12 protein-coding genes are annotated in these 16,576 nt (G+C 69.1%); 6 read left to right on the top strand and 6 right to left on the bottom strand.

Going from position 1 to position 16,576, the window contains the following annotated elements; genetic code table 11:
- Positions 1 to 142 precede the first annotated feature (142 nt).
- Positions 143 to 1,375 carry a PucR family transcriptional regulator gene (locus OG858_RS05610; RefSeq protein WP_328545094.1) on the bottom strand — a complete coding sequence of 411 codons (1,233 nt, stop codon included), beginning with the start codon at positions 1,373 to 1,375 and terminating at the stop codon, positions 143 to 145.
- A 983-nt stretch (positions 1,376 to 2,358) separates the two neighbouring features.
- On the opposite strand from OG858_RS05610, the gene OG858_RS05605 reads away from it, so the two are divergent.
- The 3 genes from OG858_RS05605 to OG858_RS05595 all read left to right on the top strand — a co-directional run bounded on the left by OG858_RS05605 (position 2,359) and on the right by OG858_RS05595 (position 6,166).
- On the top strand, positions 2,359 to 3,882 hold the full coding sequence (locus OG858_RS05605; protein ID WP_327723397.1) for a purine-cytosine permease family protein: 1,524 nt from the start codon (positions 2,359 to 2,361) through the stop codon (positions 3,880 to 3,882).
- Positions 3,883 to 3,886: 4 nt separating this feature from the next.
- Complete coding sequence (locus OG858_RS05600) at positions 3,887 to 4,729, top strand: alpha/beta fold hydrolase (RefSeq protein ID WP_327723396.1); 843 nt, start codon at positions 3,887 to 3,889, stop codon at positions 4,727 to 4,729.
- 561 nt (positions 4,730 to 5,290) lie between these two features.
- A complete protein-coding gene (locus tag OG858_RS05595) occupies positions 5,291 to 6,166 on the top strand; it encodes a DUF3592 domain-containing protein (RefSeq protein ID WP_086750244.1) in 876 nt (291 codons plus the stop codon).
- Here OG858_RS05595 and OG858_RS05590 read toward each other — a convergent pair.
- Genes OG858_RS05590 through OG858_RS05575 form a run of 4 tightly spaced genes read right to left on the bottom strand, consistent with a single transcriptional unit; the run spans position 6,159 to position 11,682 of the window.
- A complete protein-coding gene (locus tag OG858_RS05590; RefSeq protein ID WP_319315485.1) occupies positions 6,159 to 7,403 on the bottom strand; it encodes a CHAT domain-containing protein in 1,245 nt (414 codons plus the stop codon). The two genes, OG858_RS05595 and OG858_RS05590, sit on opposite strands and share 8 nt — an antisense overlap.
- Positions 7,404 to 7,420: 17 nt before the next feature.
- Complete coding sequence (locus OG858_RS05585; RefSeq protein ID WP_256960663.1) at positions 7,421 to 9,091, bottom strand: hypothetical protein; 1,671 nt, start codon at positions 9,089 to 9,091, stop codon at positions 7,421 to 7,423.
- 3 nt (positions 9,092 to 9,094) lie between these two features.
- Positions 9,095 to 10,306 (bottom strand): hypothetical protein, encoded by a 1,212-nt coding sequence (locus tag OG858_RS05580; protein WP_328545095.1) that lies wholly within the window; start codon positions 10,304 to 10,306, stop codon positions 9,095 to 9,097.
- Positions 10,306 to 11,682: a hypothetical protein gene (locus OG858_RS05575; protein ID WP_319315495.1), complete on the bottom strand. Its 1,377-nt coding sequence runs from the start codon at positions 11,680 to 11,682 to the stop codon at positions 10,306 to 10,308. Before OG858_RS05575 ends, OG858_RS05580 begins: the two co-directional genes overlap by 1 nt.
- A 113-nt stretch (positions 11,683 to 11,795) precedes the next feature.
- On the opposite strand from OG858_RS05575, the gene OG858_RS05570 reads away from it, so the two are divergent.
- Genes OG858_RS05570 through OG858_RS05560 form a run of 3 tightly spaced genes read left to right on the top strand, consistent with a single transcriptional unit; the run spans position 11,796 to position 12,962 of the window.
- Entirely contained in the window at positions 11,796 to 12,221 is a 426-nt protein-coding gene (locus OG858_RS05570) for a hypothetical protein (protein ID WP_086753094.1), read from the top strand.
- Complete coding sequence (locus OG858_RS05565; RefSeq protein WP_086753096.1) at positions 12,218 to 12,499, top strand: hypothetical protein; 282 nt, start codon at positions 12,218 to 12,220, stop codon at positions 12,497 to 12,499. Before OG858_RS05570 ends, OG858_RS05565 begins: the two co-directional genes overlap by 4 nt.
- A gap of 1 nt (position 12,500) precedes the next feature.
- Positions 12,501 to 12,962, top strand: a complete 462-nt coding sequence (locus OG858_RS05560; protein WP_086753098.1) for a hypothetical protein — start codon at positions 12,501 to 12,503, stop codon at positions 12,960 to 12,962.
- 1,959 nt (positions 12,963 to 14,921) lie between these two features.
- Here OG858_RS05560 and adh read toward each other — a convergent pair.
- Positions 14,922 to 16,445 carry an aldehyde dehydrogenase gene (gene adh / locus OG858_RS05555; RefSeq protein ID WP_086753947.1) on the bottom strand — a complete coding sequence of 508 codons (1,524 nt, stop codon included), beginning with the start codon at positions 16,443 to 16,445 and terminating at the stop codon, positions 14,922 to 14,924.
- Between the last annotated feature and the right edge of the window lie 131 nt (positions 16,446 to 16,576).

Here is a 16,576-nt window from a genome sequence, read left to right as displayed (position 1 = left end):
CATTGAGGAGAGATTCAGCTCCCATTGAATCCTTACGGAATTGCCATGACATGCGACATAAACATGCCGAAAACGTGACGCTGGATGCAGTGAAACGTTAGTGGCCATGACGGGGGCTCGTCATCCTCGCGGATTCGAAGGATTACGTCCTCGGCTTATCTTTCTGTAGGACGGCCGCAGTGCGCACCGAGTCCGGCGCCCTCGAACTGTTGCGCATCAGGTGATCCAGGCGGAGTGCGAGGTGCAGCCCCACCCGGTCGCCGCTGGTTGACCAGTCCGCGCCGAGGAGATCGTTCGCGCGATTGAGGCGGTAGTAGAGCGTTGTGCGGTGGATCGCCAGCTGTTTCGCCGCGGCCTGGGTGTCACCACCGGAGGCGAGGTAGACCTCAACGGTCTCGCGGAGTTGCCGGTTTCGCGGCTCGAGCAGGGGACCGACGCCGGGGTGGAACACGAGCACGGTCGCTCGGTCCCAGGGGAGGCCGTAGAAGGCCGCATCGCTGCCGAGGCAGTCCCATATCAGTAGTTCCTCGCCGCGGCCGTTCGCGACGGCTGCCGCGTAGGCCGCCTTCGCTCTGGCGTCGGCGAGTTCCAGAGCGCTGCGTACGACAGGACCAATGCCGCTTCCGTGTGCCGACCAGCCATGGTGCAGTGCGGCGTCGGTCACAGCGCGGATGAACGACCGCACTCGGTCGCCGACCGGACCATTGTCCGGCAACACTAGGGTGACGGTGCCGGCGGAGTGACCCAGCAGCGATCTTCCGGTCGGGCGGGCCCACGTGACCTCGTGCAGGAGACGCCGTATCTGGTCCCCCCCGACGTCTGCCTCGGTCGCGAGCATGCGTACGGCGACCACCACGAGCTGTTTCCCGCCAGTGAGGATCTCCGCTGCCGGAACCTTTCCCAGCAGCTCCGAGCCCGGACTCTCACCGGAAGCCAGCTTTGCCGTCAGTTCGATTTCGTGGTCGAGGGAGTTCAGCTCGTGGCTCGCGCTGTCATGGAGGAGTGTCGCGATCTCAGCCGCAGTGCGGCGGGCGTCATCGAGTTCGTCGTCCAACACGCTCGGGCTGTCGATCAGCCAGAGGTAGCCGAAGCGCTTGTCGTCGGCAAGCAGGGGGATGCAGATGCGGGGGAGGGTTCCCAGGCCGGAGTTGGCCTGGTACCGGACTGGGTGGGTCGCATGCGCGATGTCAGCGGAGAACGCGAACGCGATGACGTCGTCGGAGGACCGGCGCGCTAGCACCGAGCGCACCCGCACCTCGTCGACGGGCTCGAACTGCTCGCTGATGGCCAACGGGTGCAGGTTCAGGTCATCCACTTCGACGGAGCGCCGCAGCCGCTGGGCGAGAGCGTCTGTGAGGCGTTGAACTTCGTACATCTGTCTTCACCTGCTCCCTGCGACCTTGACGACCACGGTATCGCGGGGAGCTGGTTCTCTCCGAGAAGAATGGAGTCACTGGAGCAGCGCCGCCGCAGGGGCGGTGATCGTCAGTGAGACTCCCGAGCGGCCCGCAAGGGTGGCTTTCGTTCCGCCGGCCTTGCGGCCACGGTGAGGCTCGGGACGTTCCAGGTAGCATCGCCAATGGCAGCGGGTGCCTCCTGCGTTCACGAGAGGGCGTTGGCCCTTCAACGTGGTGCAGGCGAGGCGAGCCCCGTGACCTTGGCTTCTGTTGGTTGACGGGCTACTGCTCTCGGTGACGGTTGGGCTGGTGGAGCCTGCCCGACATGGAATCGTTCCGGCTTCGCCGCCCCATGGAGAGGGCTTGCCCTTCTGGCCGGCCCGTACGCGGGCATCGAGGCGGGAGTGCAGATGGTGGCGATGAGCGGGTTCAGGGTGGGCATTTCGGGCACCTTGGTCTCGACGTCGAAACTCCCAGGACTGGCCCGTCGGTTGCTGGGATCCGGATACCCGCGGGTGTTCTCAGCGGTCGCGCAGTTCAGCCTCGTCGGCTGCCGCTGTCGAGTCCCCTCATCCGGCGCTGACCGACCGACAACGTCACCGCACCTCCGCGCACCTGCGGGTCTTGTCGCACCCTGGTGTGCGTGGACGATTGCCTTCGGCCGCCTGTCTGCGCGCCCTTCCATAACTGGGAACCAGGCGCGACGCATGACCGGGCAAGACCGGCATGCGAGTCGAGGCAGGTCACCGCCGAGTGGGGAGCGCGAGTGAGTGGGTTCCTTCGCTTCCTCAACCAGTAGGAATATTGGGAGCGAATTTCCGACACCGTCAGGATGGGGGCTTCGTGGGTTTGTGGAACACTAACGGCCCACCAGGCAGGCTTGGCACTCGAAAGTTCACCGCTTCTTTCGGTTGAGCGCAGTTCGGTGCCAGGAGCATTCCAAACGCAAAGGAGCGGTCTGATGGCTGGTCGGAAGAATTTGCTGTCGGGGGGCGCGGAATTCGGGGGTCTCATTGAGAAACGGGCCATCGAATACATTCCGCTCCGAGAGCGCCACGGTAGGCCGTGGCACGTCACACCCGTCTGGATCGCGTGTTCCTCGAACCTCACCGGGCTGGCGGTCGGCAGCATCGGGCTGATCAGCGGGCTGAATCTGCTGTGGTCGCTCGTCGCGATCGTCGTAGGCGCCCTGTTCGGCACGTTCTTCGCAGCGTTTCACGCTTCCCAGGGGCCCCAGATGGGGATCCCGCAGATGATCCAGTCGCGGCCGCAGTACGGCTATCGCGGTGCCGCGTTGATCTACGTCGTCGCGATCATCGCCTACCTGGGGATCAACATCTTCGCCATCGTGTTGGCCGGCCAGGCCGTCGCGATCTTGCTCAACGTCCCGACGTCCGCGGGGATGGTGGTCATCTCGGTCCTCGCCATCGCTTTGGCAATAGGCGGATACGATCTCGTGCACAGGGTCTCGCGGTATTCGACGATCGCCTTCGTTGTCGTGCTCACGGTCCTGGGAGTCGCCGCGCCCATCGTTCTGCACCTGCCGGCGGGTAGCGTGAGTACGGGACATTTCACGATCGTCGGCTTCATGCTGCAGGCGAGCACGATGGCCGTCGCCACCCTCTCCTGGGCGCCTTACGTGTCCGACTACACCCGGTACCTGCCTCATCTGAGCACGCGCGCGTCCTTCTTCGGCACGTATCTCGGGATGGCGTTGACCGCAGTGGCCGTTTCAGGCATTGCCGCCGTGATCACCGCTGGGACTCCCGGTCGAGACATCGTGTCGGCGCTCTATGCTGTCGGCAACGACGTGTTTCCTCGTTTCGGTGCGATCGCTCTGGGCGTCACGCTTTTCGGTACCGCCCTGCTGGTGTCGATGAACACCTACGGGGCCTCGCTCACCTTGATGAGCGTAGCCGACTCGTTCCGCCCGTCGGAGCCGCGACCGCTCGTCCGCCCGATGATCGCGGTGGCCTTCGGAGCGCTTTCGCTGTTCCTGGCCTTCCGGGCCTCGAGCGCCCTGCTGCAGAACTTCTCGAACTTCCTGACGATCCTCTTCTACGCGCTTGCGCCGTGGACCGCCACGAACCTGACCGACTTCTTCTTCGTCCGGCGCGGGCACTACTCGGTTCGCGAGATCTTCAATCCCGATGGCATGTACGGCCGGTGGAACTGGCGAGGCTACGCTGCCTACATCGCAGCGTTCGCCGCGATGGCACCGTTTGCCGTCACCGCTTGGTGGACCGGTTCTCTAGCACGCCAGCTCGGGTATGACATAGCGCCCTTCGTGGGCATGGCCGTCTCTGCCCTGGTCTACCTCGTACTTGCCAAAGGAATGGATCTCGATGGTGAACGAGAGCTCATCGCGATCGCTGATGCGGATCTCGAAGCGACCACAGAGTCGGCCCTGGATGTGACCCCAGAGCCAGAAATAGACGTGACTGTAGATACGCACGAGCATGCCCAGCAGCGACAGGAGCTGTGATCCGATGCCACACATCGAGTTGAGCGCGTTGCGCACAAACTGCGTTGTGGCAGGAATCGGCCCGGCCGTCCTGTGGCTGTCCGGAGGAGGCTGTCGTGCCATCGACTGGGAGCCGGACTACATCACGCCGTTCGCCGACCACTACCGGTCTCTCGCCTTCGACAACCGTGGCTCGATGGGCACAAGCTGTTCCGAGCCGGGACCCTGGTCGGTGGCCGACATGGCTGGTGATGCCGCCGAGGTCATCACCAAGTTCTGCGACGGCCCCGCCGTGGTGGTCGGCCACTCCTTGGGGGCGCTCATCATGCTGCAGCTCGCGGTGGACCGGCCCGACCTGGTCGAATTGGGCATCTCGCTCGCTGGTGCGGCCCGCGGCGACCGAGGATGGATTGGCGACTACATGCGGGCCGAAGTGGCCCTTCGGGAAGGCGGAGGGCATCTTGAGCCCGCCTTTTCCGCGGTCCACTACGCCGCCATGATGTACCCAGCCAAGGCGCTGCAGGACGAAGCGCTTTGGTCAACCCTGCGAGAGGGACTCGAATCGCCAGCAGTCGTGGAGAACAGCGAGTCCACCGTCCTCACCCAGTGGCAGCCTTGCATCGACTTCGACGTGTCAGACCGGCTTCCTGAGTCGACCGTGCCGCTGGAAGTCGTGAGCTTCTCCGAGGACGTGTGCGCACCCCCGGCCTTCAGCGCCGAAATCGCGAGCCTCGCGCCACGGGCCCGATATCACGAGCTGGCGGGTATGGGGCACGGCTCGCTCTTCGGGCATCGCCCGGAGGAAGTTTCGCGCCTCGTCCGCAGATTGGTGGACGAGCACTTTGCGAAGCGGGAGGGCCAGGCGTGAGCAACCCTGCCTGGCCTTGACGGCATATCACTCGGCCGAAACACCGTTCCGCTGCACCCGTCTGTCCAGTGCCTGATCGCGTCCCATGAAGTGGTGTCGGCGGACGTGACCGACTGGTCCGGAAGTACTGGTCAGGAGCGGGACAGCGGTGGGAGGAACCGGGAGTTTTGACGTAAGTCGGTCCCTGCTCTGGGCGGGCCGAGAGGAAGGCGCCTGGCGGGCAAAAGCCCAGGTCAGGCGCCTTTTTTCGTGCCTTTAGGAGAAGCCCAGCTTCTTCGGCGAATACGACACCAGAAGGTTCTTCGTCTGCTGGTGGTGTGCCGTCAGTGTGTCTCTGACCAGCGGCGATGCGGACCACGGAGGGTGGGCGGCAGACGTCGGCCCGGGCATGGTCCGGATCTTGATCGTCGCTTCGGCGCCCGCGTGATGGCGGCTGTCCACAAGGCACGCGAAGACGGCGAACGCACGGACACGCATGGGATCCCCCACGGGTCGAAAGAGATGGCCGGCCCGACCCGGACCTGGGATCGGTAGGAGTCCCGGCAGCGAGAGCCTCGCCGCATGGACCTGCAGAAGATGCTCGGGCTGTGGTGGACGGTGCCCGCTGGGCTGGCGTTGTTGGGTTATGCGTGTTCGCTGGCCGGGCTGACCCGGCCGCAGCGGGCGGTGTGGGTGACGGCTCGGGTCGTGGAGGTGCATCCGCCGGGACACGGTGAGCCGGGGGATCGCGGGATACCGGTGACGATCGCGTACCAGGACCCCGGCACCGGGCGGGAGTTCAGGATGCGGCACGAGAACAAGCGTGGCGACCGGGTGCAAGTGGCCTGGGTGGGGCAGGAGTTCCCGGTCCGGTTTCCGCGGCGGCGGCCGGAGCGGTTCTACCTCATGCTGGACAGCGAAGGGCGGACCTCCGGGGCCGGCGGGCCGACCTGCATGGTGATCCTGCTGGTGTTGGGGCTGGTCGTCCAGTCGTTCTTCGCGTGGGGCTGGCAGTGGGGGCTGATCTGCGTCGGCGGCCTGCTGCTCCTCGTCGTCGCGCTGAGCCGGGACGGCGAGTACGCCCGCGCCCGCGCCGCTCAACTGGCCGCGGGCGTCCCCGTCCAGGGCCGCGTGGTCGCCGTCACCAGGGACGTCCACTCCGACGGCGAAGGCGGCGAGAGCGTCAGCCACGCCTCCGTCGTTGCCTTCACCACCCACGAGGGTGTCGAGGTCACCGCGCTGTGTGCGCAGGGCATCCGGGACGTCGCCAAGTCCCTCGGCCGTGACATCCCCCTCCGTTACGCCCCCGCCGACCCGTCCCTCCTCACCGCAGACCCCGACCACGAACGCCGTGAGCGCACGGCGCACATCAGGTTCGTCGCCACCCTGCTGGCCACCGGGATCGCCTTGATCGGACTGGGCGGTTACTGCCTCCACCACCCCTGGCCCTTCACCTGACGATGCAGGTCAGGGCCGCCCAGAGGAGGGGCGAGTGCTCGATCCGGCGGTCGGCGCGCCATTGGTCGAGCCGCTGTCGTTGCCAGGCGCCGAGACGGCGGACCGGGTCGTGGTCCTCGTGGGCCGCGTCCACGGCGACCACGGCCTCCGTGAGCGGACGTACGGACTCCGGCAGACCGGCCAGGCGGTGGAAGGCGAAGCTGGTGGGGAGCACCCAGCGGGTGGCGGTGACCAGTTGGGCGCCGTTGTGGATCATTGCCGTCGCCAGGCCGAAGGACTCGGCGAAGCGGAGATCGCCGCCGCTCTCGCAGGCGATCAGCGCGACGCGCGGCGGTGCGGGCCAGAGTCGAGCGCCCGGTACTCCGTCCGCGCGCAGCGGGAGCGTGCCCAGGAGAAGGTCCTTTGCGGACAACGGGCGGTGGGTGCGCACCGGTTCGGTCATCCCGGTGGTCTCCGGGCCGCAGCACAGGTGGAGGGTGACGTCCTCGCTCTGCCCGCCCTCGACGGGGGCGCCGCTGACGTGACCGACGTACATCAGGCGACGGGCACCCTTGCGCAGCGCCTCGCCCAGCCAGTCGCGGTCGAGGTCGGTGCGGCGGAAGGCCTCGGCGGGGGCGGCGACGGACGGTACGACGGAGCCCGCGTCGAGCCTCCGTTCTACGAGGGACAGCAGCGCCGGGTCCGAGCCGGGCTGCCCCAGAACCGAGCCGAGCGGGGAGTCGGCGCGGAAGCCGGGGACGCGGGGGTCCAGGACGAGAACCACGGCGTCCGAGTCCGGGTTTTGATCGGTCGGGGTGGTACCTGCCCGGCGCAGCGATGCCGGTGCCGTGGTGGCGATGTCCACGAGGTCGAGCAGCCGTACGTCGCTGTCGTCACCGTCCACGGCGAGCAGCTCCCACGGGACCTGGGCGACCCGGGGCGACGGCTGGAGCCGCATCAGCGGACGGCCCAGGTGGGCGGACACCTGGCGGATCTGGTCGGTCAGGCCCGGCGGCCACAGCACCTCGGCCAGCATGCGGGAGAGGCGGCGCTCTTCCTCGTACGTGGCCAGCGCGCCGGATTCGAACGCGCGCCGCATGCCTTCCGTGCCGCCGCCCGGCAGTTCGGCGGCCAGCGCGCGGACGGCCTCGTCCACGTCCGGCCCCGGGGTGTACCCGGTGCCGAAGCCCTGGGCCCCACGGGTCCACGTCCAGGTCATGTGCAGGTCACCGGCGTCGGCGAGGCGGACCTGGACCACCGGACGGTTCGGGTCGGTCAGATCGTCGGCGGACAGAACGGCACCTCTTCCTCGCTCACGATCCGCCGGTGATAGCGGAACTCGGCTGCCTGGACGTACTCCTGGAGCGCGGTACGGCCGCCCGCCTCCGCCGACATGACGATCCTCGGTGGCGGTGCGACCCGCAGGCCGACACAGGCGGCGGCCTCGGCCGCGATGCCGCCCAGCGTCAGGGGAGCGTCGTCATCGGGGGCGTACGTCTTCATGGCGGCGTCCGGGAAGACCGCCGCTGCCTTGTCGGCGGTGGACGTACGGCTCAGCGCCAGGGAGGCGCCCGCGCACCGGTGTTCCACCAGCTCGAAGATCAACCCCTGGTCGTTGCTGCGGAGAGCCAGGCGGAAGACCAACTGCATGGCTTCGTCGGCCAGTTGAAGCCACTGGCTGCGGGCGTGGGCGGTGGCGAAGTCGTAGCGGGCCGCCTCCAGTGTCAGGGCGGCGGGCAGAGCGAGGGAGAGCGCGCTTGCGAGCGAGGTGCGTTCGTGGACGCCGTGGTCGGTCCGGCTCAGGTTGTCCTCAAGGGTTCGCGCGAGCATCAGGTCCACCTGGGCGCACCGCTCGTACACCCCGCGCTCCTGGTACACGTCCCGCGCGCCCTGGGCGAGCCGCTTCATCTCGTCGATGTCGCCCCGCTCGTACGCGTGCCGGGCGCCCATCAGCATGGTGTCGGCGGCGGCGATCGCGGCACCGACCTGCTGGAAGCGGGCCAGGCTGGACGCCGTCAGAGCGGCAGCGCCGGCCGCGTCCCCGCGGTGTGCGGCGATGGCGGCACGGGCCTGCTCGCAGACCGCCAAGTCCTCGGCCTGGCCCTGCCGTTCGAAGATCTCGGCGGCCTCCGCGTACAACTCCTCCGCGCGGTCGAGGTCGCCGGCCCGCAGCGCCGCGTACGCTCGGTGGGAGAGCACCTGTTGGCGCCCCGCGTGGTGGCCCAGCGCCAGATAGGCCTCCTCCGCGCGGGCGAAGTAGTCCTCCGCCTGCTCGAACCGCACGGTCGAGGCGCAGACGACCCCCAGGCAGTCCAGCAGATACGGCTCGGCCAATGGCGCGTCGGCCACCAGCGCGGAGGCCAGTTCCTCGGCCGCGCCCCACGCGCTGCGGTCCATCAGCAGATGCACCCGGCTCAGGCCGATCTCGGCGGTGCGCAGCCCCTCGGGGTCGTCGAACTCCGACAACAGGGCCGTCGCCTCGTCCATCGCCTCCTGCGCCTCGTCGAACCGCCCGGTCCTGCGCAGCAGTTCGACCCTGGCCAGCACTGTCTTCAGCAGGATCTCCAGCCACAGTCGGCGGCCGTTCGGTCCCATCGGCACGGACGCGACGCCCCGCACCAGATCGAGGGACCGCTCGATGGACAGGGCCGCCCCGGGCAGATCCGTGGCCGTGAGCTGAACCGTCCCGATGTCGGACAACAGGTGCCCGCGCAGAAGTCGTACGTCGGGGGAGTCCTCGAACGACTCGGCCACGGCGAGGAGTTCGCCGTAGACGGCCAGCGCTGCTGGGAGATCCGGGATGAGTTGATGGTCTTCGGCGAGCGCGAAGCCGCTGTCGAAGGGCTCGCCGTAGCTGAGCCCCGCCGCCTGTTCCTCCTGTTCCCCCTGTTCCGCCGCGCCTTCCGCGCCTTCCGGGCCTTTCGGGTCTTCCGGGTCTTCCGGCATGGGCTAGAAGTCCTCCTCCACGGCAGCGGCGGCCGCGATCTCGGCGAGGAACGGGTCCTGGCGTGCGGCCTCGCTGTCGTGCGGCGCCGCCGCGACGCCGAGCCGGTGCCGGGCCAGGGCTCGTACCGCCTCACGTGCCGCACGGTCATCGGCACCCGGTCCCGGGTCGAACCCCGGCAGCAGGATGCCGACCTCGATGCCCGGTGTCGTCGAGGCCGGGATGTCCAGGTCCGCCCGGCCGGTCCACACGTCGTCCCGCCTGGCCAGCGGAACGCGGTTCGGCGGACTGCCGTCCACGTGGACCTCCGCCGCGAGGTGCGCCCCGCCCACGGGGGCCGCGATGTCGGCGACGACCTCGACCTCGATCCGCCGCCCGGCGCCGAGCGCGTACGCCGTCCAGGACACGGCGTCCTCGGCCGCGTCCACGAAGCCTGGAGGATAGCGGCACCAGTCGTTGGTCCCCGGGCCCCGGGCGATCACGCGGCCGGTCGCGGTGCGGAGGCCACCTGCCGCGAGGGCGAACTCCTGCTGCTGCCGTACGAAGAGTTCGGCGACGTCGAGCGGCGTAGCGGTCGGCCTGCGGTCCGGTTCCAGCGCCGACCGGAGGCGCCGTAGTGCCTCCCCGTCCAGCCCGACGTTGTCGGCCGTGTCATCGATCAGCCGTAGGACACGGTCCAGTTGGCGAGGCGATGCCGCCGACTGCCGCCAACGGATCAGCGGGTCGAGCGCGGCCAGGTGCTCCTCCAGCAGTTCGGCACCCTCCAACTCGCCCGACTCGTCGAGGAGTTGCTGGCATTCGTGAGTCAGCGTGGCCAACTCCAGCCCCAGTACGTCTGGGTCGAGCGCGGGGATCCCGTCCAGGTACGACGTCGGCCACCAGCGGGACGCCCAGAGCCCGAGGGCGAGGCGGGCGGCAGCCTCGGCGAGGGCGGTCGGCTGCTCGGGCAGCGTCAGCTCGGCGGCCGGGGTTCCCGACGCGACGGCGTCGACAGCGGCGGCCGTACGCTCGCCGTAGACCGCCCACAGCCACTGCTGGGCCTGCCCCACATCGTGGATCTCCGCTGCCGGAAGACCTGTCGGGCCGAGGACGGGCCAGGTCAGGACGGCGCCCGCGACTTCGAGAACGGCCCGGGTGAAGGGGGGACCGGCGGAGGGTCCCGCGATGCGTACGGCGCGGCCCTCGGCTCGCGTGATGGCACAGCGCCGTTCAGGCATCACGCACTCCTCGGCTCGGCGGCGGGCTCGGTGGTCGCCGACAGGGTGCGCAGTGCCGTACGGACTCGTGCACGGTGGTCCATGATCACCGAGCGGGCGACCCCGTCGAGCACGCCCCAGGCCGATGCCGCGTCGGGCAGTGCCGCGTCGCGGACGTCGCGCCCGTGCAGCCGTACCCAAAGGCGCCGCATGTACGCGGCCCACGGCGTGCGCAGGTCCTGGGCGAGAGCGTTCAGCACACCGCCGTCCGGGTCGGGGCGGGGGGAGACGGTCATCCTGCGGGCCCGGAGGACCGAAGCCTCCCGTTGCCAGCGGCTGTTGACGATGCGGTGTGCCGCCGTCGACCCCGCCACGGAGGTCCCGGCGCCCAGCGGATCGAGGCCCACCGCGAGTCGGCCGCCGAGCACGACGGCGACGCGCAGGCTCTCGTCGTACAGGCCCAGCGGGGCGCAGCTGCGGCCGGCCTCCCGCCGCACGAGCTCCGGCACGGTCGCCAGTTGCTCGCGGTGGGTCGACGCCTGGAGCACGGTGAAGAGCCGCTCGAAGAGCGTGCGGTCGAACGGCGCGGGAAGCGTGGCGGTCGAGGCGCTCCGGCCGACCTCGGGGCGCGGCGGCACGCGGTGCGCGGTCAGTCCGAGGTGCGGGGGTACGTCGGCGCAGTCCCAGACATCGGCCGGGTGCGCCGCCCACAGGGCTCGCCCGAGCAGGCTGCCGTGCCCGGCGCGGACCATGGTGGCGAAGGCCGGCGAATCAGCTCCCGCCGTCCCCGCCGCACCGCAGACGTCGAGAACCTCGGCCGCCAGCCCTGTATCGGCGGCGCCCGGTAGCGGTATCGCTTCACGTCCGTCCCACGCCGCCACCAGCTCGGCGTCGAGCCGGGCGCGCCGGGCGGCGTCCGCCAGATACTCCTTCAGCGCCTCCACTGTCCGTCCGCCGGAAGCGTCCACGACGTCTTCGAGTACCGCCCTCGCCACCGCGTCCGCGCCGGGCCCCGGCGCCCCGTGCTCGATCGCCAGCTCGAAGCACCGCTGGAAGTACAGGTCCTGGGGGTTGCCCGCCACGATCCCCAGTGCCCGGCGGGTCTTCTTCAGCAGCGTGAACCACCGTGCCGTCGCGTCCAGAACCGCACCGGACTCCCGTATCAGCGCGTCGAGTCGCTCCGCCTGCCGCGCGTCGAGGAAGTCGGCGGCGAGCTCCGGACGCAGCGCGGGCCGGACGATCAGCGGCAGCACGATCAGCTTGACCGTCCGGGTCAGCGGCGCGCCACCGGGCCCGCTCAGCGCCTGGGGACCCGGCCCGAGGCCGCGCCAAGCCGTGTCGATGACCATGGCGCGCGGACGGCGCTCGCCGGTCGACGGCTGGCTCGGGGACGGCATGGGCAGAGCGTACGTCCTGGGGGAACTGGCGGTCGAACCTGGGATCGGTAGGCGCTGCCCGCCTCCTAACGTCCACACCACCAGGCAGAACGGACCGGAAGGGCAGGCACAGCATGGGAATCTTCGGCAAGGGCAAGAGCCGCGAGGAGAAGGCCGCCAAGATCGCGGAGCAGGTGGCCGGCGGCAAGGGCTTCTACGGCCGTATGACGCGCGCGACACTCGGCGGCGAGGACTACGCCAAGCTCCAGCAGTCGCTCGGCGCGTACCACTCCGGTGCCACCGTGCGGCAGTTGCTCGCCATGGGCGTACCGACGGTCCCCGCCGTCGTCGTGTCGATCAGTGACACCGGCAAGCTGGTCAACTTCGACCCGGTCGTCGACCTGGTCCTCCAGCTGACCGGGGTCACCGCCGACCCGTTCACCCTCCAGACCATCGTTTCGAAACTGCGCGTCCCCCGCGCCGGTGATCAGGTGCTACTGATCGCGGACCCCGCCAACCCCGGCGGTTATCTCTACGCGGGAGACGGAGAGACGCCGTGACGTCACCGCCGTACGAAGTGCTGGCGAACGACACCACCCTGCTCACCTTCGACGGCCGGGTGCTGGAGTTGTTCGGCTTCGGCGACGCGCACCGCCTGCACATCTGGCAGGAACCCCGGCTGGAGTTCGGCACCGGCCGCAAGCCCAGGACGGAGATCGTCATCGAGCGGCCGGGAGTGCACCGACACTCCTTCCCCTACGACCCGGAGCGCCTCGACGCCCTGCGCGCCTTCGCGGCGCGGCTGGCGCGGGGCGTGGCCGAGAGACCGCGGCTCTGACGTGAGCGACGGGGAGAACGGCCCCGCGCCGACACAGGTGTCGAAGGTCGGTCCCTGGGCGGCCGCCTGGACATACCTCTTTCTCGTGGCGATCGGGCTGTTGGGACCGTTCCTGATGGTCCTCGGCGTCCTCGTCGGCCAAGGCCTGGTGGTCACCGGCATGGTGTGCACGGTGGTCCTCGTTCCCCTGGGCTTCGTGGTGGGGCTCACCGTCGCCGCCGAACGGAGGCACAACCGGCGGCTCGACGCCTTCGGGGTTCCGGCGACCGCGGAGATCACCGAGCTGACCGAATGGGACACCGGGGACGACGGCGGTGCCGTGGTCGTCCTGCGGGTCAGCGGGTTGGGCTTCCGGACGTTCGAGGCCACCTGGAAGCGCTCGCAGCATCCCGCCCTCCGTGTGGGCCTCCGCCTCGACGCCGTGGTCGACCCGTCCGGGAACCTGTTCCGTGTAGTGCTGTGACCAAGCCGACGGAGACCCCAAGATGTCCCAACTTCTGCGGGAGGCCTACCGGATGGCCGATCTCTTCCAAGCCTCGTCACGGCTGGGGCGCTGTGTAGCACGTGGCCCCGTGGCCTGGGCCAGGTGTCGCGCATGCCTTCATGTCGGGGCCCTGCCCGGGCACGGCGGCCAGGTCGGTGCAGATGAACGGACCGGTGTTGTCGGGTGCGCAGAACGACAACGACAACGGCGACGGCCGCACACACCATGAGTCGCCTGCGGAACTTCCAGGCCGGTGCCGCGACCGGAGCCGCAGGTACGGGCGGTGCGGCTGCCCCGGCCCAGTCCGCGCCGCTCGAAGCCGTGGATCGCGGCGCCTCCCGCACCCCGTCTGCCGGGGGAAGCACACGGATCGCGGTGCGTCGGCTCCAGGCCGTTTCCGCCAGTTCCCACAACGCGCGCATTCCTGGCTCGGGCTCGTCCGCGAGCCGACACCGCTCCAGCCTTCACGTCGGCACAGTGCCGACAGCCGCCCTGGCCCGCCAGAATGCCGCTCAGACGTCGGTGACGTCTCACGCTCACAGCCGTTGCAGTGGCACCGCCACGCCTTGTCGCGACGCCCGGCGTACGGTTCGAGCGGTTCCAGGTCGGCGGCGCGCACGAGGGCCTCGGCTTCGTCCGCGGGCCAGCGGCGTCGGCCATCCGGGGAGGGAGAGCAGTACCGGCAGGCCCGAAGGCCGCGCCTGAGGTTGCTCAACCTGATCTCGACGTCTCGGCCGCAGGCGAGGTGGCGGCAGTGTCACAGCCCGCTCGGTCCCGGGTAGGACTGCAGCGGGCTCCAGGTCGAAATCCTTCGCCTCAGCTGCGGCCCGGTCGCCGTCCGTGCGGGGCAGTTCGCGGCGACGCGACCATGCCCGGCTGATGCCCCGCCCGGCGTTCTTGCGTCCGCACGGGCCGCAGCCGCCTTGTCCGCGCTTGACCGACCCATGAGTGGGGGTCCCGATCGTTCCGCAGGTTGTGCAGCGGCACCGCCAGGGGACGTCGGTGCCGGCATAGGGTTCCAGTGGTTCCAGACCCGCCGACCTCATGAGCGCGGTGGCCTGGTCGGGATCGACCGGAGCGTTATGCGCGCACCATCTGCACGGGCTCCCTCCGCGCCTGGTGTACGAGCAGCGTGGCTTGACCTCCCGACCGCACGACACGTGCCGGCAGAGCCCAGGGAGTGTCGCACCGGGATACGGCTCCAGCGGTTCCAGGCCTGCCGAGCGCATCAACGCCACCGCCTCCTCTGGAGGAATCGGCGCCGTGCCTGAGCAGTAGCCGCAGCCGCCCTGCCGGCCCGCAGCAATGTCGCCCAGCCGCGGTGTCACTTCGCTCCCACACGCTTCATTGCGGCAACGCCAGGGCTTATCACTTCCTGGATAGGGCTTCAGTGGTTCGAGTCCGGCATCCCGCATAGTCAGCACCGGATCACGTGGATCCTTCCGCGGGCGTCCCGTCGCCACGCGGCCTCCTTCTGCAGTGCCCACTTCCGAGGTGAGGATCGCACGCGGCACTGACAACGGCCTTGTTCACGTCTGGAGCTTGGGGGCGGGCGTACTCGCGGCGGCTTTCTTGCCCGGCCGTCTCCGAGCTGCTGTCTTCCCGGCAGCTCGGAAACGTCGCCAGGCCCGCTCCTGCCGCCGCGAGGAGCCTTCGCTGGCGATACGGATTAGTTCAGGGCCGCCAAGAGGTCGAAGACCTCTCCCAGCGGCGTCGGTGGTTCGAGTGCTGCCCACGGGTATTCGTCGGGTCGCCGCGCTCATGAGCCGACGGCTCGCGGGGTGATGTTCTCCGGCGCCAATTGGTCCGCGACTGGTCCGGGTGGAACTCCACGGGACGCCATAGAATAACGAGAAGAATCCAACTCAATACATTGGGTAGCTATCGTGTCGGGTTGCCTGGAGCGCAACGATGCCTCCAGGCAACCGACTTCAGGCTCTAGAAGAAGCCAAGTTTCTTCGGACTGTATGAAACAAGAACGTTCTTCGTCTGCTGGTAGTGGTCCAGCATCATCTTGTGGGTCTCGCGGCCGATGCCCGAACCCTTGTAGCCGCCGAACGCGGCATGGGCCGGGTAGGCGTGGTAGCAGTTGGTCCAGACGCGGCCCGCCTGGATCGAACGGCCCGCGCGGTAGGCGGTGTTGGTGTCCCGCGTCCAGACACCGGCCCCCAGACCGTACAGCGTGTCATTGGCGATCTTGATGGCGTCGTCGAAGTCGTTGAACGAAGTCACGGAGACGACCGGCCCGAAGATCTCCTCCTGGAAGATCCGCATCCGGTTGTCGCCCTCGAAGATCGTCGGCTGGACGTAGTACCCGCCCTTCAACTCACCGTCATGCTCGATGCGTTCACCGCCGGTGAGGATCTTCGCGCCCTCCTGACGGCCGATGTCCAGATAGGAGAGGATCTTCTCCAACTGGTCGTTGGAGGCCTGGGCGCCGATCATGGTGTCGGTGTCCAGCGGATGCCCCGTCTTGATCTGCTCGGTGCGGGCGACGGCCGCCTCCATGAACTCGGCGTAGTTGCCGCGCTGCACCAGCGCCCGCGACGGGCAGGTACACACCTCGCCCTGGTTGAGCGCGAACATCGTGAAGCCTTCCAGGGCCTTGTCACGGAAGTCGTCGTTCGCCGACCACACGTCGTCGAAGAAGATGTTCGGAGACTTTCCGCCGAGTTCGAGAGTCACCGGCGTGATGTTCTCCGAGGCGTACTGCATGATCAGACGCCCGGTCGTCGTCTCGCCCGTGAACGCCACCTTCGCCACCCGCGAACTCGACGCCAGTGGCTTGCCCGCCTCCACCCCGAACCCGTTGACGATGTTCAGCACACCCGGCGGCAGCAGATCCGCCACCAGGCTCAGCCAGACATGGATGGACGCAGGGGTCTGCTCGGCCGGCTTGAGGACGACCGCGTTGCCCGCCGCCAGCGCGGGTGCCAGCTTCCAGGTCGCCATGAGGATCGGGAAGTTCCACGGGATGATCTGCGCGACCACACCCAGCGGCTCGTGGAAGTGGTACGCCACCGTGTCGTCGTCGAGCTCCGCCAGCGAACCCTCCTGTGCGCGGATCGCCCCCGCGAAGTACCGGAAGTGGTCGATGGCAAGCGGGATGTCGGCGGCCAGGGTCTCCCGCACCGGCTTGCCGTTCTCCCAGCTCTCCGCGACCGCCAACTGCTCCAGGTTGGCCTCCATCCGGTCGGCGATCTTCCGAAGAACGTCCGAACGCTCCGTCACGGACGTACGGCCCCAGCCGGGCGCGGCCGCGTGCGCCGCGTCCAACGCGCGCTCCACGTCCTCGCTCGTACCCCGCGCGATCTCCGTGAACGGCAGCCCGTTCACCGGACTCGGGTTCTCGAAGTACTGCCCCCGCGCCGGCGGCACGTACTCACCCCCGATGAAATGGTCGTAACGCGCCTCGAAGGAGACGACCGCGCCGTCCGTACCGGGCGCTGCGAAACGGGTCATGAATGCCTGCCTCCCGAGAAGCGCCACCCGCCGTTGGGCGGCTCTCGCGAAGAGGCTAGAAACCCGAATGTTGCAACGACGTTGCGCCCCCGCCCCGCCCCGCCCCGCCCCGCCCCGCCCCGCCCCGCCCC

Source organism: Streptomyces europaeiscabiei, assembly GCF_036346855.1.
In the GTDB taxonomy this organism is placed as follows: domain Bacteria; phylum Actinomycetota; class Actinomycetes; order Streptomycetales; family Streptomycetaceae; genus Streptomyces; species Streptomyces europaeiscabiei.
Note: the sequence above shows the minus strand (reverse complement) of the source record. Positions and strands in the feature narration are given on the sequence as shown.